Origin of the sequence: Flavobacterium sp. N2270 (assembly GCF_025947225.1) — a bacterium.
Classification (GTDB): domain Bacteria; phylum Bacteroidota; class Bacteroidia; order Flavobacteriales; family Flavobacteriaceae; genus Flavobacterium.
The window spans coordinates 2,472,019-2,487,764 of sequence record NZ_CP110005.1 but is presented as its reverse complement, the minus strand read 5'-3'; the positions used below and the strand labels follow the sequence as shown (position 1 = coordinate 2,487,764).

The 15,746-nt window shown below is 28.8% G+C and carries 21 protein-coding genes and 1 other RNA gene; 5 read left to right on the top strand and 17 right to left on the bottom strand.

Features of this window, described 5'->3' with window-relative positions; genetic code table 11:
- Positions 1–2: 2 nt before the first annotated feature.
- From OLM55_RS11775 to ssrA, 7 genes are all read right to left on the bottom strand, one after another.
- A complete protein-coding gene (locus OLM55_RS11775) occupies positions 3–719 on the bottom strand; it encodes a toxin-antitoxin system YwqK family antitoxin (RefSeq protein ID WP_264559102.1) in 717 nt (238 codons plus the stop codon).
- A gap of 195 nt (positions 720–914) precedes the next feature.
- The gene (locus OLM55_RS11770; protein ID WP_264559101.1) at positions 915–1,571 is read right to left on the bottom strand and encodes an ATPase; all 657 of its coding nucleotides are present in this window, start codon (positions 1,569–1,571) and stop codon (positions 915–917) included.
- Entirely contained in the window at positions 1,555–2,379 is an 825-nt protein-coding gene (locus OLM55_RS11765; protein ID WP_264559100.1) for a transcriptional regulator, read from the bottom strand. The genes OLM55_RS11770 and OLM55_RS11765 overlap by 17 nt, the downstream gene beginning before the upstream one ends.
- A 33-nt stretch (positions 2,380–2,412) precedes the next feature.
- Positions 2,413–2,715 (bottom strand): helix-turn-helix domain-containing protein, encoded by a 303-nt coding sequence (locus OLM55_RS11760; protein WP_264559099.1) that lies wholly within the window; start codon positions 2,713–2,715, stop codon positions 2,413–2,415.
- 225 nt (positions 2,716–2,940) lie between these two features.
- Positions 2,941–3,777, bottom strand: coding sequence for an RteC domain-containing protein (locus OLM55_RS11755; protein ID WP_264559098.1), 837 nt, complete (start codon positions 3,775–3,777; stop codon positions 2,941–2,943).
- A 93-nt stretch (positions 3,778–3,870) separates the two neighbouring features.
- Entirely contained in the window at positions 3,871–5,109 is a 1,239-nt protein-coding gene (locus OLM55_RS11750) for a site-specific integrase (RefSeq protein ID WP_264559097.1), read from the bottom strand.
- A 259-nt stretch (positions 5,110–5,368) separates the two neighbouring features.
- Positions 5,369–5,766: a transfer-messenger RNA gene (gene ssrA, locus OLM55_RS11745) on the bottom strand.
- A gap of 148 nt (positions 5,767–5,914) precedes the next feature.
- On the opposite strand from ssrA, the gene OLM55_RS11740 reads away from it, so the two are divergent.
- Positions 5,915–7,120, top strand: a complete 1,206-nt coding sequence (locus OLM55_RS11740) for an NAD(P)-dependent oxidoreductase (RefSeq protein WP_264559096.1) — start codon at positions 5,915–5,917, stop codon at positions 7,118–7,120.
- Positions 7,121–7,351: 231 nt separating this feature from the next.
- On the opposite strand, the gene OLM55_RS11735 is transcribed toward OLM55_RS11740, so the two are convergent.
- From OLM55_RS11735 to OLM55_RS11715, 5 genes are all read right to left on the bottom strand, one after another.
- Positions 7,352–7,762 carry a hypothetical protein gene (locus OLM55_RS11735; RefSeq protein ID WP_264559095.1) on the bottom strand — a complete coding sequence of 137 codons (411 nt, stop codon included), beginning with the start codon at positions 7,760–7,762 and terminating at the stop codon, positions 7,352–7,354.
- A gap of 405 nt (positions 7,763–8,167) precedes the next feature.
- Positions 8,168–9,523 carry a cell envelope integrity protein CreD gene (gene creD / locus OLM55_RS11730; protein ID WP_264559094.1) on the bottom strand — a complete coding sequence of 452 codons (1,356 nt, stop codon included), beginning with the start codon at positions 9,521–9,523 and terminating at the stop codon, positions 8,168–8,170.
- Positions 9,524–9,591: 68 nt separating this feature from the next.
- Complete coding sequence (locus tag OLM55_RS11725; RefSeq protein ID WP_264559093.1) at positions 9,592–9,888, bottom strand: winged helix-turn-helix domain-containing protein; 297 nt, start codon at positions 9,886–9,888, stop codon at positions 9,592–9,594.
- The gene (locus tag OLM55_RS11720; protein ID WP_264559092.1) at positions 9,888–10,103 is read right to left on the bottom strand and encodes a hypothetical protein; all 216 of its coding nucleotides are present in this window, start codon (positions 10,101–10,103) and stop codon (positions 9,888–9,890) included. The genes OLM55_RS11725 and OLM55_RS11720 overlap by 1 nt, the downstream gene beginning before the upstream one ends.
- A 163-nt stretch (positions 10,104–10,266) precedes the next feature.
- Positions 10,267–10,875 (bottom strand): hypothetical protein, encoded by a 609-nt coding sequence (locus OLM55_RS11715; protein WP_264559091.1) that lies wholly within the window; start codon positions 10,873–10,875, stop codon positions 10,267–10,269.
- A 142-nt stretch (positions 10,876–11,017) separates the two neighbouring features.
- On the opposite strand from OLM55_RS11715, the gene OLM55_RS11710 reads away from it, so the two are divergent.
- Entirely contained in the window at positions 11,018–11,191 is a 174-nt protein-coding gene (locus OLM55_RS11710) for a hypothetical protein (protein ID WP_264559090.1), read from the top strand.
- 83 nt (positions 11,192–11,274) lie between these two features.
- Here OLM55_RS11710 and OLM55_RS11705 read toward each other — a convergent pair whose 3' ends face one another.
- From OLM55_RS11705 to OLM55_RS11690, 4 genes are all read right to left on the bottom strand, one after another.
- Entirely contained in the window at positions 11,275–12,126 is an 852-nt protein-coding gene (locus OLM55_RS11705) for a hypothetical protein (protein ID WP_264559089.1), read from the bottom strand.
- A gap of 17 nt (positions 12,127–12,143) precedes the next feature.
- Positions 12,144–12,962 (bottom strand): 3-deoxy-8-phosphooctulonate synthase, encoded by an 819-nt coding sequence (gene kdsA, locus OLM55_RS11700; protein ID WP_264559088.1) that lies wholly within the window; start codon positions 12,960–12,962, stop codon positions 12,144–12,146.
- 102 nt (positions 12,963–13,064) lie between these two features.
- Positions 13,065–13,511: a 2-dehydro-3-deoxyphosphooctonate aldolase gene (locus OLM55_RS11695; protein WP_264559087.1), complete on the bottom strand. Its 447-nt coding sequence runs from the start codon at positions 13,509–13,511 to the stop codon at positions 13,065–13,067.
- Positions 13,512–13,518: 7 nt separating this feature from the next.
- Positions 13,519–13,995, bottom strand: coding sequence for a DUF4199 domain-containing protein (locus OLM55_RS11690; protein ID WP_264559086.1), 477 nt, complete (start codon positions 13,993–13,995; stop codon positions 13,519–13,521).
- Between the two features lie 94 nt (positions 13,996–14,089).
- On the opposite strand from OLM55_RS11690, the gene OLM55_RS11685 reads away from it, so the two are divergent.
- From OLM55_RS11685 to OLM55_RS11675, 3 genes are all read left to right on the top strand, one after another.
- The gene (locus OLM55_RS11685) at positions 14,090–14,647 is read left to right on the top strand and encodes a YeeE/YedE family protein (RefSeq protein WP_264559085.1); all 558 of its coding nucleotides are present in this window, start codon (positions 14,090–14,092) and stop codon (positions 14,645–14,647) included.
- A gap of 17 nt (positions 14,648–14,664) precedes the next feature.
- The gene (locus OLM55_RS11680; RefSeq protein ID WP_264559084.1) at positions 14,665–15,078 is read left to right on the top strand and encodes a YeeE/YedE family protein; all 414 of its coding nucleotides are present in this window, start codon (positions 14,665–14,667) and stop codon (positions 15,076–15,078) included.
- Positions 15,079–15,158: 80 nt separating this feature from the next.
- Positions 15,159–15,428 carry a heavy-metal-associated domain-containing protein gene (locus OLM55_RS11675; protein WP_264559083.1) on the top strand — a complete coding sequence of 90 codons (270 nt, stop codon included), beginning with the start codon at positions 15,159–15,161 and terminating at the stop codon, positions 15,426–15,428.
- A 38-nt stretch (positions 15,429–15,466) separates the two neighbouring features.
- On the opposite strand, the gene OLM55_RS11670 is transcribed toward OLM55_RS11675, so the two are convergent.
- Entirely contained in the window at positions 15,467–15,742 is a 276-nt protein-coding gene (locus OLM55_RS11670) for an ATP-dependent Clp protease adaptor ClpS (protein ID WP_264559082.1), read from the bottom strand.
- Positions 15,743–15,746 lie beyond the last annotated feature (4 nt).

Sequence of the window (15,746 nt, the reverse complement as noted above, 5' to 3'; positions counted from 1 at the left end):
TATTATTCTTTTTTGCTAAATAAGCGTGTGAAGAAATTGTCCTTTTTTACTTTATCTTCTTTTTTAGAAATAGAACCTTTTGTTTTTTTAGGCAGTTTTTTGTTTTCTTCTTTTTTAGCTTTTTTTAATTTTTTTTCCGTTTCTTTTTGCAATTTTAACTCTTCTTTTTTCTTTGTCTTAGCTATTTTAGCAAGAGCTTTTTCTTCTTTAGATAATTTTGGTTTAGGAATAAATACTTTCCCTTTTTTATAACGAATTGTGTCTTTTTTTGTGAAGTTTATCCAATAACCTTGTTTTTTTCCAGAGCGGTAAAAACCTTTTTCAAGCATTTTACCTTCTATATTATAGCTATAAAAGTTACCATGCTTTTGTCCGTTAGAATATTCTTGAGTACTTTCTGTAGAGCCATTTTCAAACCAATTTTTCCATAAACCAACTTTTAGCCCTTTCTTAAAAGTTCCTTGCTCTGCTAATTGGTTACTATGGTAATGTTTTTTGAATTCTCCGTGTAATAATTGACCAGAAACACCACCTTCTGCCTTATGAATTAAACCTCCTTTAAACCAAAAGTAAGTTTTATGATGTTTTATACTAATGTCTTTATCAATTGTGTAAAATTCATATCGAAAATCTTTGTCTGAAATTCTTTTAATGGTATAAGGGTCTGTTGCAGCAATTAAAACAAAGCTTAAAAGGATTGCAAATAATACATTCTTCATGGTACATTTTTTAAAGCAGCAAAGTAACTGATTTTTAGGCTAAATATTATAAAAGGAGATGTTTTTTTTAGTATGCTATAAACTTATTTAGATCTCTAAAAGGCAAAAAGATATCTTCACATTCTTACCGATTATTAATTTGTTTTATTACTTAACATATTTCTCATAATTTTTTTAATTAATAATTAAATTTGTTTAACGCTTATCTCTTGAGTTGCCTTCAAAAGCAATCACATTAAACATATTTCGCATTCTAGAACGAAGACGATTTCCATATAATTTTTCAATTTCAGAAGCGGATAAGTTAGTAGTAATGTGTGTAATAGTGTTGTTTTCTATAAATTGTTCGTATCTAGTAATTAGTATTTCAGCCATTACATTACAGTCGTTTCCAAAGTGTTTGATTTGCTGTTCTGCACCTAAATCGTCGAAAACATAACCCGTTAGTCGGTGTTGGTAGCTTGTTTTTTTTGTGTAAGGTGTAAGAGCTTCAAAACCATTTTTAGCAAACTCAAATGAAATTTCACGAGTTGTTTTTATTTTATATTCGTGCTTACCATTGATAAAAGGTTTGATGAGATGCATTATAGATGTTTTACCACATCCAATAGGACCGGATAGTAAAATTCCTTTACTGGTATCTATTCCCATTTTTAGAGCATTTTCTTTATCTTGTACTGCGTAGACAAGTAGCTTTGTAATGGTTGGTTTGTCTTGTTCTTGTATTTTAAATGATTGTCCATAGGTTTGTTTGCCTTGGCACTCTAGGTATTTGAAACATTGCGATAGGTTGTATTCTCTAATATTTCCAATTAGTTTGAATGTGTTGCTGATGTCAAAGTGGTTCTCCATAATTTTTGTTTGTTGTAGTTTGTAAATGTTGAGGTTGAAGGTTGTTTGATTTATTATTGAAGTTTTGACTATTCAAAATCCAATTGCGAATGGCTGCTTTCCAATCTATCATTTTCGTTTTTCCACCAACTAACCAACCATTACTTTGAAAATGATTATAAAATTTATCTGCTTCAATTTCTGGACATTTTTTTTCTTGGAAATATGCTATAACATCATTTTTATCTGGAGGAATTGACTGTTCATTTGTACCCTTTTTTTTACGCAACTTTTTTTGGGTTATTTCTTCTTTTTTATCTATAAACTTTTCTGAATTATAATTTTCATTTTTTTGAATTTGAACGTTTACCATGTTTATACTGTTTGTATTGTTTATATAAGGTACATGTTTAGAGCTTGTTTGGTACTTGTTTAGTTCTTGTTCATTAACCAGTTCATTAGGTAGGTTGTTTTTTGGTATGCTTGGCGTATTGTTTTTTAAGTTTTTTATGTCTTTTTTTAGTACCGGTTTGGTGTAAAAATCAAGATTTAGAACATTAAGTGTAGAACCTTTAAATGGATTGAAAGAAGGATTGTATTCGACGTACTGTTTTTCTTGTAATTCTTTAATGCATTTATGATAGGTTGCTGTAGATGAAATTTTGCTAATTCGCATTAATTCATCTCTTGAAATTGAAATAGGATTTTGAAATCGATTTTGATTCCATAATTGAAAAATAGCCATATAAAGACTAATGTGAGTAGGGTTGAGGTCATAATCGGTACTTACTTTCTCGAAAAAGCCTGTTAGGTGTTTTATGTAATTCATTTTTTTAGTAATTAGAAGTTGAATATTTTGGTACTATTTATTTAGCATGTTTTCTATGTCATCGTATTTGTAGTAGATTAGACCTCCGATGCGTTTGTAGTTTAATGTTCCATTTATACGTAGGTTTTGTAAAGTGCCTGGAGAAATTTTTAATAGTTTTCTAACCTCAACTGATTTTAACCATTGCGCTGGTTTTTCTAATTGATTTGAGTTGTTTTTAATTTCATTTAGTAGTGCGTTACCAAAATTTAATAAGTCTTTTTTGGTTACTACTTGATGGTTTAATAATTCGATGTTGTCGATTTCTGGAAAGAGTTTTTTAGGATGTAAATTCATAATGAAACTGTTTAAATTGTTACAAGACAAAACAAGCTCATTTGATAGAATTTTATTCCCAAGGTGTTCCCAAGTTGGGTACGATTTTTATGCAAATTATAACAAACCTTGATTTGCTAAGGCTTTGTATTGACCAATTGTATAAAAGATATTTGGAGTGTATTGAAAGATTGTAATTAAAAGTTGGATAAAAGGATAAAACCCAACTTGTTAAGAGGTTGGGTTTTAATTTTCTTCTTCGTTTATTTTATGATTGAGCGTATCTGATAATTGCTTGAGGAATTTTGCTCTATCTGTTTTTCTAGATTTGATATCTAAATAGCTTCGGTAAATAGAATCTTCAATTTCTACATTAAACATTTTACTGAAATAAGTAGCTATTTCCTTGATATCAGAATTACCATTATTAAACGCTTTTGTGTGATGTAATGAATAGATTAGTTCTACTAAATCAACTTTTGAAACGGACCAATTTAAACTAGTACTATTACTTGGATTATCAATAGAACAATTTTTTTCTATTTCTTCAATTCTATTTTCTAAATAATTTGTAAACGTATCATATGCAATCATTGTTGCCATTAAATAGTCATGTGATGTTGATAATTTTGAATCATAATTTATATAACTACAATCTCCATGACGTACATTTCTATTTTTGGATCTTACAAAATAGAGTTGGTCTTTATGTGATGCTCTAGCTCTAAAGTATTCAAAGAAATTCTTGTTGTTTTTGGAATGTTTATAAATCTTATTTAAAGCTTTTTCATATAACTTTATTTTGTTCTTTTTTGATGCAGGTAAGTTTGTCTCTATAATTAAGATTTCTTTGTAGTAAATTAATTTTGAAACAATACTCGGTTTAAGTATTTTGAAGAAATGAATTTCATCTTCGATATTGTCAAATTTGTATTTCTTTAGCCAAACAAATAAATCTTGTAATTTTTGTTCTAAAAAAGTTATTATCTCATGACATTTATTAATGATATTGATGTTTTTAGTTTTTAGACTTTCGAATTCTTTTTCAAATTCGCTAAAAAAAGGATAACAATAGACAACCATGCTAACAAATTTAAAATAAAATAATAAACATCAAATTAAACTAAATTTATCTCATTTTATTGTTAACGATACTCTAATTTTTTGCTAATATTCTTACGAATATTTTGACTTAGATTCAATATTGTTGATTTTATAATCGAATTTAGATTTTAATAGCATCATATCTTCACTTACTTTTTTATCTAGAACTTTTGCATAATGTTGGGTTGTTCTTAAATTTTTATGACCTAACATTTTACTTACACTTTCTATCGGCACTCCATTTGTTAGTGTTACAGTTGTAGCAAATGTATGACGAGCAATGTGAAAGGTCAATTCTTTTGGAATTTCACAAATGTCTGCAAGCTCTTTTAAATAGGCATTCATTTTTTGGTTGGATAAGATAGGGAGTAAGCGATTTTCATTTAAGCATTGTGGGTGTTTTTCATATTTTTCAATAATCGATTTTGTAACAGGTAATATTGGAATTTTAGAAGCTGATTCAGTTTTTTGACGATTAGTAGAAATCCATTTTTCTCCATCAATTCCGATTATAATATGTGATTGTGTCAAGTTAAAAACATCAATGTAAGCTAGTCCGGTAAAGCAACTAAACAAAAACATATCTCTCACTAAATCTAATCTTTTTATTTTGAAATTTTTGTTTAGCAAGGTTTCTATTTCTTCCTGGTCTAAATATACTCTTTCAACTTCTCTAACTTTTCCTTTGTAATTAAGGAATGGGTCTTTGTCAATCCAGCCATTAAAATAGCATTGCTTGATTATCTTACCAAAGTTCCTGATATACTTTATAGTCGAATTATTATTACAGTTTTTGGTGTTTCTTAGATAGAAATCAAAGTCATTTATAAAAGCAATATCAACTTGCTTTATGGATATATCATTAATGGAATAACTGTTCTTTAAAAATTCTTTGGTATGACTTAAGGTCGTTTCATATTTTTTATAGGTATTAATTGAAAACTCTTTACCTACCAATGCGTTCATTTTTTTGTTATGGTCTTCAAAAATTACAATTAATTTTCTTGTTTTTTCTTCAATGCCTAAAAATTTGTTTTTAAAAGTTTGTGCATTGATTTCCTGATTATTATTAATCATCCATTTTTCAGTTTCGTAAGCTTTGTTTCTTAGAATATCTAGATGACTATTTATTAATCGGGATTCTTCAGAATTACCTTTCATTTTACCTGCTTCTGTATTCCATTTTGATTTTTCTACAAATCTAGAAATGCTTAATTCAATTCTTGTTCCATTTATAGTTATTCTTTGGTAAATAGGTAATAACCCATTTTTGGCTGCTTTAGAACTTTTCACGTAGAAAAGGATTGACATTTTGTGTTTCATTTTGTGGTGACTTATTATAGTTATCAAATTAGCTCTTTATTCTTCTTTTGTCAAGATGTTTATCTTTTGAACAGCTTGATGTCATTGGGCTAGCTTAAAATTCGGTTACCCAAGATTTGGATTTTTTAGGGTAACCGATTATAGCACCAGCCTTTTGAGATTTTATGAATAATTTGAATACTATGAAAAACAAAAAAGCCTTTAAATCATATGATTTAAAGGCTTTTAGCTTAAAATGAATTTTAAAATGTGGAGTCGGAGAGAATCGAACTCTCGTCCAAACAAGCAATCAAAGAGCTTTCTACACGTTTAGTTTTTAATTAGATTTTCGACAAAAGGCTAGGTTAAAAACGACCACCTAATGCTTAGTTTTACCAGTTCAAAACGGATTTAAAACATCACCGTTTCTAGGTTTATTTTTACGGTTCTCCTGTACTAAACGCCACAAACCAAGGCTTTTAAGGAGAATCCAGCTTTCCTATCTAATAGGAACTAGGCAAATTCTTACTATAATTCAGAATTATGCAGCCAAAGCGTAATTATTTTCGCCGTGTAAAAGTTTAAGACCTTTTATTAACGAGAATTGTCCCAGTTCTCGACGTGCTTACAATTTAATTCCACTCGCTGTCAAAACCAGTCGACCCCAATTGAAATTTTAATACTAACTAAATTAGTATAATCAATAATTACGCCAAAATTACTATTAATTTATGGAAGAAAAAACTTTTGTTTATCACTTTTAGTAATGTTATATTTGTAACACTTAATTAATCATCAGTTAAATAAATAATAAATGAAATTCGGAATAATCAAAGAACGCAAAAATCCACCAGATAGAAGAGTAGTTTTTTCTCCAGAACGGTTAGCAGAATTCAAGTCAACTTTCCCTCAAGCGATTCTTAAAGTTGAATCTTCCGATATTCGTATATTTCCTGATGAACAATATTTTGAAAAAGGCATTGAAGTAAATCACGATTTAAACGACTGTGATGTTTTAATAGGAGTTAAAGAAGTACCTAAAGAAGCACTTATTCCTAATAAAAAATATTTTTTCTTTTCTCATACTATTAAGAAGCAACCCTATAATAGAGATTTATTGAGAACTATTTTAGAAAAAAATATAGAATTATACGATCATGAAACGATTGTTGATGATATGAATAGACGATTAATAGGTTTTGGTCGTTATGCTGGAATTGTTGGTGCTTACAACGGAATTAGAGCTTTTGGTTTAAAGTTTGAGTTATTTAATTTAGCTAAAGCTGAAACATTACCCGATCAAAAAACGTTAATTGAACGTTTAAAAAGAAATCCATTACCAAATATTAAAATTGTTTTGACAGGTAGAGGTAAAGTTGCTTTTGGGGCAAAGGAAATGCTTGATGCAATGAAGATAAAAGAAGTCTCTATTGAGAATTATTTAACTAAAACATTTGCAGAGCCAGTTTACACTTTTATTGATGTATTAGATTATAACAAAAGAAAAGATGGAGTAGTTTCTACAAAAGAAGATTTTTATAATAACCCTACTGAATATGTTTCAGATTTTGAACGTTTTTCTGAAGTGTCAGATATGTTTATTGCTGGACATTTTTACGGTAATAACGCTCCAATTATTTTATCGAAAGAAATGTTGCGTTCTCCAAAATGTAAACTAAAAGTAGTTGCAGATGTTTCTTGTGATATTGACGGACCAGTTGCTTGTACTATAAAACCAAGTACAATTGCAGATCCTATTTATGGTTATTTGGCAAGTGAACATAAAGAAGTATCATATACACATCCATCTGCTATTGTGGTTATGGCGGTTGATAATTTACCTTGTGAATTGCCAAAAGATGCTAGTGATGGTTTTGGTGAAGTGTTTTTAGAGCGAGTAATACCGGCCTTTTTTAATAACGATAAAGATGGAGTTTTAGCAAGAGCAAAAATGACAGAAAACGGAAAATTAACTCCTCGTTTTGCCTATTTACAAGATTTTGTAGACGGAAAGGAATAAGAATAAAGAAGAAAGATAAAAGAAGAAAGATAAAAGAAGAAAGATAAATCCTGCTTACGTGTTTGTAATCAGGATTTTTTTTAACGTTTTTTTTGTCATTGCTTCGCCAGTTCGAACAAGTTCTCGAGCCTGAGGGACGAGGAATCTCATTAGATTGGTGAATTTCATCTTATTTAGTTGCTTGTGTGACCCTTCCTAGCGTCAGGGTACAAATGGTGGTTTTAATTTTTTCTAATTATAATTTACAGGTATTTTCTTCCAAGTTTGCCCTTCTTTATATACAAAATCTAAAGGAACAGGCTTGTCTAAATATATCTCACTATATTGAGGTTTTTCAACACTAAACTTAACAAAGTACTTTTTACCAACATATGATTTTAAATCTTCTTTTTTAACTTTAGAAAAATCAAGATCATAAAAATCTTCTGATTCAAATTTGCTTTTTTCAAAATAAAAAATATATTCTATAGAAGGAGTAACTCTTCCTGGTGAATCATATCCAATTGTTTCGCAAACTGTGAATAGAATATTGTTATTTAAATATAAGTTTCTTTCTGAATTTTTATTTTTGGCATAAATAATTATAGAAATAAGAATAGTTCCTATGAATATACTAATGAAATTATTTTTAATAAAATTCATAATCATTTTTTTTGCTTTTTAAACTCAAAACAAATCTACTTTATATTGTTTTAAAAATCCGTTGCTCAAAGTCTCCCGACTTTCAGCTAAATTATAAAAAATCATTGAATTAAATATTTTATTAATGAAGATTCTTTTGTTGTAACAAATTAACTAAAAATTATATTAATTAGACCTCAAAGTCGGGAGACTTTGCGCAGCTGGTCTCTTCCTTGCGTCAGTGTGACAAAGTACTATGAAAAAAACGTGTCAGGTTTTTAAAACCTGATACGTTTACTAACATCTATCCAAATAATTCGAACAGGTTTTTATTTAGCCCTGATAGAGCCGATAGCTTTGTAGCGTAGCGGAAAACTAAAGACGAAAGCAGGAATAAGCTTTACAAATATGCCAAGACATTCGCTTCTAATTATTTCCCCAATCTATTTTTCGAGAGAAATACATCACACTTCCTAATATTAGGAACAAACCAATACTTCCAACCAATAAAGCGTAGTTTTCTAATTGTATGATTACAAAGATAAAACTGTATAAAACGGTTAAGGCTGCGCCTATAAATAACGGAAATTTTTTGTTTTTTAACACAGAAATAGAGTAGAGGATTAACATGATAATAACAGAACAGGCCGCAATGATATAGGCAGTTGTAAAACTTGAATGTTCGGTTATGGAAATTAATAAGGTGTAAAACATGATTAAGGCTAAACCTATCATAGTATATTGAAAAATGTGAATACCAATTTTACTAATGGTTTGAATTAAAAAGAAAATAAGGAAGGTTAACCCAATTACTAGAAATCCGTATTTTGAAGCACGTTCGTTTTGTTGGTATTGATCTACAGTTTCAATCAACTTTACTCCGTAAGCATACGATTTTAAATGCGGAATTATCCCTGTGTGTTGCTGAGCAAAAGCACGATTAATGTGAAGTATTTTCCAATCGGCATGAAAAGCGTCTTTTGAAATGGCTTTTGTAGTATCGTTTGGTGCAAAGTTTCCAATGAAGCTTGGTGAATTCCAATTGGCATCTAAAGAAGTTGAAGTTGTTTTTCCAATAGGAATAAATTGAACGCTGTTACTTCCGTTGTATTTCATGTTGAAATTAAAATTGATTTTGGAAACATCAGTAATGTTAAATGAACTTGTTTCGAGTGTTCCAAATACATTATCGCCTTCGTCAGTTTTAGATTCCATACTATAATTAGAACCGTTTATATTTATTTTTAAATCGCTTTTAATGCTTTTTAAATTAGTTGTTTTGATGATTACTGAAGCTTTGTCCCAAACAATGTTTTCTTTTTTAATGCCTAATTTTTCAAAGTTTAAGTTTTCAAAACTTCCGTTAAAAGTCATATTTGCTTTAAATACTATTGGATTGTATAAGCTTCTTTTGATATCGCTTACTTTTTCGACTTTTGTTTTGTTTTGTAAAACTTCTGGAAAAAAGTAGACATAATTTATAGACGTTGTTTTTTGAATACTTGTTTGGTTAGTTTTGCTGTCGATATAAGTGGTTTCAGTTTCTTCTTTGTACGGAACTTTTAAAATGGGTCCGTAAAAATTAATTTCTTCACCCCAAGAATTGTTAACTTCAGCAATTACTTCATTTTTTCGTTGTGAGCGTTCGCTAATTAAATCTTGTACTAATGCTAAAGGAATGAGTAAAAAGAGAGTAAGCGCTCCAACCATAATCATTTTAGCTGTGTTTGATTGAAAGAAGTTGGACTTTGTTGCCATTGGTTTTTCGTTTTGATTTTCCATTTGTTTAATTTTTTAAATGATAATTAAAAGTACTTTGAATTTCAAAGTAAATAGATAAAAAAATAGTTTTATGTATTGGATATTAATTTTTCTAGGGCATCAATATGATCTTGAAAGGCTTTTTTTCCTTCTTTTGTTGCAATATAACTTGTGTTGGGTTTTCGCCCAATAAATTGTTTTTCTACAATAATATACGCTTCATTTTCTAATGCTTTAGCATGACTAGCTAAGTTACCATCGGTAACGCCAAGAAGTTCTTTAAGTGTGGAAAAATCGGCACTTTCATTCACCATCAAAACCGACATAATACCCAAACGGATACGATGATCAAATGCTTTGTTTATATTTTGAATGATGTTTTTCACTAACTAGTTTGTTTTATTATTTTAATATGAATGTAATCTGATATTTTGTAAATTAATGATATTATAATTGAATAAATTAAACATATTGGGTAACCAAACAAAATGAATAAATTACTCCCTGAATCTGTTATTAAATCTCTTTCTAATTCTTCAAATTCATAATTAATTTCACTTTTAGAATAAAACCCATCATTATTGGTGTCAAATTTTTTCATTTTTGTTTCAATTTCGTAATCTTCGTATTTGACTAATAAAACTGGAATTATGTATAATAGTAATGATGAAAATATAATTATTTTAATGTAACTTATTTTTTTTCTTCTTAAGTATAAGATAAATAGAAAAAATATAAAGCTAAATATAATTAAAAAGACCATCTTACTTTCTATCGTATTTATAATACATAATACTTCCGTATAATATATGAGCAATACCAAAACCTAAAACCCAAAACAAAAGTCCGTAACCTGTAAATTCAACAGCTAATAACCCTAAAATAATTTGTGTAATTCCAAGATAGCGAACATCTCTTAGCGTGTATTTACTTGCATTTAAACAAGCTAATCCATAAAAAAGTAATGTTACAGGAGCTATAAGTACAAAATTTTGCTGACGAATTAAAAGCAATGAAAATATTCCACCTGTTACCAAAGGAATTGCAAAGTTGATTAAAACTCTTTTTGAAGCAGCATTCCAAACTTTTTCGCCTAATTTATTTGCTTTTTTTGCTGTTAAATAATAAGCAGTCCCTAATGAAAGAATTAATACGATAACAGCTATTAATACAATTAGTTTAAATGTTTTGCTTTCTAGCGTTATATAAGTATATTCATAAGTATTGATTAGAAAATTTGCATAAGCAGCTCCAACAAGAGCATAAATACCTGCTAAAACACCTGATATACCACTTAAAGATATAAATTGAGTGGATTTACTCATCATTTCTTTAATATCTTGTATATCTTTTAAATATTTGCTTGCTTCCATATAAAAGTACTTTGAAATACAAAGTAAATAATAAATTTTAAGTTTACCAAAATAAAAATGCATTATATTTACAAAAAAAAGAATGAAATATTTGGGTTATTTAATTCGGTTTATAAGTATTTATATATTTATTGCTTTATTAATGAGTGTAATAAACTTAATTAAAGCATCAAATAATGATGTGTTTGTTTCAAGTGCAGAAAAATGGGGAGAAATTATAGGTCAGGTTACCTTTGTTGCCTTGGTTATTTTTTTTAATTTAATGTTGTATAAATTTGGAACAAAATTAATTATAAAGAGTAAAGCTAATTCTTAACTTAATTATTTAAAAAAAAAGATTATAACAAAAAAGTGTCAGATAAATTCTGACACTTTTTTGTTTTTTGTAGAGAAATAGATTTACAACCTAAAAATTCCACCAACAGTTATTATTCGTTGTAAGAACCAAAAATTTTGTTCAGCAGTATCTGCACTACTTTTTGTAGTTCTAATATCGTTCATGTCTATATAACCTCCTTTTAGTTCAGTTTGAATGAAAAAGTATTTAAAGAAAGTAAAGTTTAGTCCTGCTTTTGCAGAAATTCCATAACCTGCAACATGAAATTCATCATTTCTGTCATTTCCTAAAAGTTTAGAATTTGTTTTTGGATATAGAAGTCCAGCACCTAATCCTTCTGTTAAGTTAACTTGAAATTTATCAGTATTTGGTAATCCAAACCAATTTGAAATATCATCCACTCTATTAACTTCGGTATTAATATAATTTAGCCCATCAGTATGTTCAAATTGAAGAAAATCCTTAGTTAATAATAATTCGTCTCCAGAAAGTGTTTCACCATAAGTATTATTACCTTCTTCAGCATAATATCCTGTATAACTCACTTTTTGATCGTTATACATAACGTATTTCATGTGATCTAAACCAATTGAAACATTATAGTGATCGCTTATAAAATAACCAATTCTAAAATTGGTTTGTGGAATAGTCATCCTTGCAGGGTTAACATAATCAACATGCCATCCTTTTGGTTTGTCATGAGCTTCAACATCATTTAGTGTGAAATCATAATCATCTCCTTTAAAACGGATGTCTGATTTAGAGTAACTTTCTCTATTTCCTCCCCAATAAATATAAACTTTACCTTTATTGTGTGCTGTGTATTTTTCAGGGTTTTCTGCAATTTCTTGTGAAAAGGTGTACTGTGAAAAAACACAAAAAGTTAGTACAGCCATTAAAAATGGATGCTTCATTTGTATATAAAAAATAATTAAAATTGATTTATTGTTTTACGAATAGCTACTAGCTTAGTCATTAAACCTTCAAAATAATCAAGGTGTAACATGTTAGCACCATCGCTTTTTGCATTTGCAGGATCAAAATGAGTTTCAATAAATAAACCATCTACACCAACAGCAATTCCTGCTTTTGCAACTGTTTCAATCATATCTGGTCTTCCACCTGTAACACCAATGGTTTGATTTGGTTGTTGTAACGAATGCGTAACATCTAAAACGGTTGTCGCATATTGTTGCATTGTAGGAATTCCTCTAAAGTCAACAATCATGTCTTGGTAGCCAAACATTGTTCCTCTATCGGTAATCATTGCATTTTCATTATTACAATCTAATACTTTTTGAACGGCATGTTTCATGCTTTCCGGACTCATAAATTGTCCTTTTTTCAAGTTGACAGTTTTTCCTGTATTTGCAGCTGCAACCACTAAATCCGTCTGACGAACTAAAAACGCTGGAATTTGTAAAATATCAACATAAGCAGCAGCCATTACAGCATCTTCATTGGTATGAATATCTGTTACTGTAGGAACTCCAAATTCTTTTGAAACTTTTTCAAGAATTTTTAATGCTTTTTCATCACCAATTCCTGTAAAACTGTCTATTCTAGAACGATTTGCTTTTTTAAAAGAGCCTTTAAATACAAACGGAATTTCTAGTTTATTGGTAACTTCAACTAATCTTTCTGCAATTCGCATTGCCATTTCTTCTCCTTCAATAGCACAAGGTCCAGCTAAAAGAAAAAAGTTTCCAGATTCAGTATGTTTAATTTGAGGTATGTTTTTTAAATTCATTTCGTGTTGTTTTGAAGTTGCAAAGATAAAAAGAAAAACCTTTTAAACTGTTGTTTAAAAGGTTACTTATGTTACATATTAAAATTTAATTTTTCACTACGTTTAGTTGGTTTTAATTTTAAAACCTTTTGGGCAAAGTATTTTTCCTTTTTCTAAAATATTAAAATACAATACCCCTTTTTTGTTAGTGCCTTCAAATTGATATTCATAAATGGATAAAGTTCCTGCTCCCATAGTATTATTTTTCGTTGGAAAAGGACAACAAGTATCAACTTTTTTAAAGGAAATTTTTTCTCCATTTTTTCCTTCTAATCCATTAAAAAAATAACCCAAATATTGTTGTTCCTGTCTTTCTAGAATGAGTCCAATGTTTATAGGATAATCTGCATCAAAGCCATATTTTCCATCTTCAGCATATTCGGTAAATAAAAACATTGAGTTTTTAACTATTGGTTTTACAGCTGAATTATCAATATTTTGAATGGTAGATTTTGTACTGATACAAGAAGTAAATGTCATTACCAGAAGTAAAAATATAGAATATTTCATAACAATTTTATTTTGATTTTATAAAAAAGGCTACAATAGCTGAAGTTACAATTCCCATTGATAAACCTCCAAATGCAGCTTGAAAAATATAACTTTTTAAGTTGAAAAATGCTTGTGCATTTTCAAGAGTCATTCTGTTATTTTCTACTGCAAAGTTGATTGCATTTTGAAAATAATTTGGCGAAATAATTTCACTTGTTATATATTGACTCATCGGACTTAATAGAGTTACGACTATAGAAACAATGCATCCTGACAAAAAACCCTGTTTCCAATCCATTTGATTTTGGAAGTAATTTTTCTTTTTATCCTTCAAGGCAAAAACAAAAATGGCAATTGCAACTACCGAAAATAACATTGTATAAATAGGATGTTTACTGATTAATTCATCATGCCAACCTAACATTTTTTCAAGATACATCCATGCTAATCCGGTTATTGTGAAAATAATTCCCCACTTAATTTCAATTGCTATTTTATTCATAATTATAAAGTTTATTGTTCAAATTTAAGATAAAGTACTAATATTTGTATGGTTTAGAGTTTGAATTTTTATTTTTGCATCAAAATAATAAAATATGGATTTTCTTTACGGAACATGGCATTGGGCTGTTTCAGGGTTTTTGATTGGGTTAATTATGTTAGTATTGGTGTACTTTGGAAAAAGTTTTGGAATGTCTTCTAACCTAAGAACATTGTGTACTATTGCTGGTGCTGATAAATTTAGTGATTTTTTTAAATTGGATTGGAGAGAACAAAAATGGAATTTAGCAATTGTGCTTGGTGCAATTTTAGGAGGTTTTGTAGCTTATCATTTTATGCAAAATGGAACCGAAGTGGCTATAAATCCGGAAACAATAAATCAACTTTCTACAATGCATATTGATGCTCCAAATGGAAAATTAGTTCCTGATGCTTTATTTAGTGTCAATGCAATGCTTTCTTTAAAAGGATTTGTACTTTTATTTTTAGGAGGTTTACTAATAGGATTTGGAACGCGTTATGCTGGCGGATGTACATCGGGTCATGCAATTTCTGGATTGAGTAATTTTCAAATTCCTTCTTTAATAGCTGTCATAGGTTTCTTTATAGGAGGTTTGCTTATGGCGCATTTAATTTTACCCTTATTATTTTAATTTAATAGCAAAACAAAATGAAATTATTTAGATTTTTAATAATAGGATTTGTTTTTGGAATTGTTTTAACAAAATCAGAAGCGGTTTCTTGGTATAGAATATATGAAATGTTTATGTTTCAATCTTTTCATATGTATGGAATTATTATGGTTGCAATTGCTACAGGTGTAATAGGAATTCAAATTATAAAAAAGAAAAAGATTAAAGACTCTAAAGGAAATCCTATTATGATTGCCGAAAAAGATAAAGGATTTACTCGTTATATAATTGGAGGAATTTTATTTGGATTAGGTTGGGGCTTAGTAGGTTGTTGTCCTGGACCTATATTTATCCTTTTAGGAACTGGAATTTATTCTATAGGAATTGTGCTTTTAGGAGCTTTGTTAGGAACGTATATTTATGGCTTGTTAAAAGATCTTTTACCACATTAAAGTTTCGTTAAAGTTACTAATGTTACACATTTTGGTATATTTTTTTATTAATTTTATATAATTATTAAAATATAAAAATCATGAAAACTAGAATTCATATACAAAATTTAAAATGTGGTGGTTGTGCCAATACTATTATAAAAAATTTGACACAGTTAAATGCAATTTCAAATGTAGAAGTAGATGTAGAAGATAGTGTTGTTTCTTTTGAAATGGAATCTGAGAAAGATTTAGAGCAAGTAAAAACAACTCTTAAAAAAATTGGCTATCCAGAAGACGGTGAAGCAAATAGTTTAGGTTCCAAAGCAAAATCTTATGTAAGTTGTGCCATTGGAAAAATTACAACTTAGTCAATAAAACAAAAAATCCCGATGTAATCGGGATTTTTTTATTGAATTTCTGCACTTAAACCAGCGTCTAGTAAACTAGAACAATAAGGCTTCAACTCATCATAACTTCCTGTTTTTACTGCACATTGACCTTTATAATGTACTAAAACTGCACATTGTTCAGCTTGTAAGGGTTCGTGATTACAAACTCTTACTAAAGTATCAATTACATGATCAAAAGTATTTACATCGTCATTATATAAAATGATTTCGTTGTTTAATCCTATAGATTCTTCAACTAAAACTTCTTCTTGTATTTTTTCTATTGTACTCATTCTT

Coding starts and splice junctions, on each gene's coding strand:
- OLM55_RS11720 (WP_264559092.1), bottom strand. CDS start 10,103: ATGAAAAAATTTGACACCAATAATGATGGGTTTTATTCTAAAAGTGAA.
- OLM55_RS11765 (WP_264559100.1), bottom strand. CDS start 2,379: ATGAATTACATAAAACACCTAACAGGCTTTTTCGAGAAAGTAAGTACC.
- creD (WP_264559094.1), bottom strand. CDS start 9,523: ATGGAAAATCAAAACGAAAAACCAATGGCAACAAAGTCCAACTTCTTT.
- OLM55_RS11680 (WP_264559084.1), top strand. CDS start 14,665: ATGAAATTATTTAGATTTTTAATAATAGGATTTGTTTTTGGAATTGTT.
- OLM55_RS11715 (WP_264559091.1), bottom strand. CDS start 10,875: ATGGAAGCAAGCAAATATTTAAAAGATATACAAGATATTAAAGAAATG.
- OLM55_RS11760 (WP_264559099.1), bottom strand. CDS start 2,715: ATGAATTTACATCCTAAAAAACTCTTTCCAGAAATCGACAACATCGAA.
- OLM55_RS11685 (WP_264559085.1), top strand. CDS start 14,090: ATGGATTTTCTTTACGGAACATGGCATTGGGCTGTTTCAGGGTTTTTG.
- OLM55_RS11710 (WP_264559090.1), top strand. CDS start 11,018: ATGAGTGTAATAAACTTAATTAAAGCATCAAATAATGATGTGTTTGTT.
- OLM55_RS11735 (WP_264559095.1), bottom strand. CDS start 7,762: ATGAATTTTATTAAAAATAATTTCATTAGTATATTCATAGGAACTATT.
- OLM55_RS11695 (WP_264559087.1), bottom strand. CDS start 13,511: ATGAAATATTCTATATTTTTACTTCTGGTAATGACATTTACTTCTTGT.
- kdsA (WP_264559088.1), bottom strand. CDS start 12,962: ATGAATTTAAAAAACATACCTCAAATTAAACATACTGAATCTGGAAAC.
- OLM55_RS11690 (WP_264559086.1), bottom strand. CDS start 13,995: ATGAATAAAATAGCAATTGAAATTAAGTGGGGAATTATTTTCACAATA.
- OLM55_RS11750 (WP_264559097.1), bottom strand. CDS start 5,109: ATGTCAATCCTTTTCTACGTGAAAAGTTCTAAAGCAGCCAAAAATGGG.
- OLM55_RS11770 (WP_264559101.1), bottom strand. CDS start 1,571: ATGGAGAACCACTTTGACATCAGCAACACATTCAAACTAATTGGAAAT.
- OLM55_RS11675 (WP_264559083.1), top strand. CDS start 15,159: ATGAAAACTAGAATTCATATACAAAATTTAAAATGTGGTGGTTGTGCC.
- OLM55_RS11775 (WP_264559102.1), bottom strand. CDS start 719: ATGAAGAATGTATTATTTGCAATCCTTTTAAGCTTTGTTTTAATTGCT.
- OLM55_RS11670 (WP_264559082.1), bottom strand. CDS start 15,742: ATGAGTACAATAGAAAAAATACAAGAAGAAGTTTTAGTTGAAGAATCT.
- OLM55_RS11740 (WP_264559096.1), top strand. CDS start 5,915: ATGAAATTCGGAATAATCAAAGAACGCAAAAATCCACCAGATAGAAGA.
- OLM55_RS11755 (WP_264559098.1), bottom strand. CDS start 3,777: ATGGTTGTCTATTGTTATCCTTTTTTTAGCGAATTTGAAAAAGAATTC.
- OLM55_RS11705 (WP_264559089.1), bottom strand. CDS start 12,126: ATGAAGCATCCATTTTTAATGGCTGTACTAACTTTTTGTGTTTTTTCA.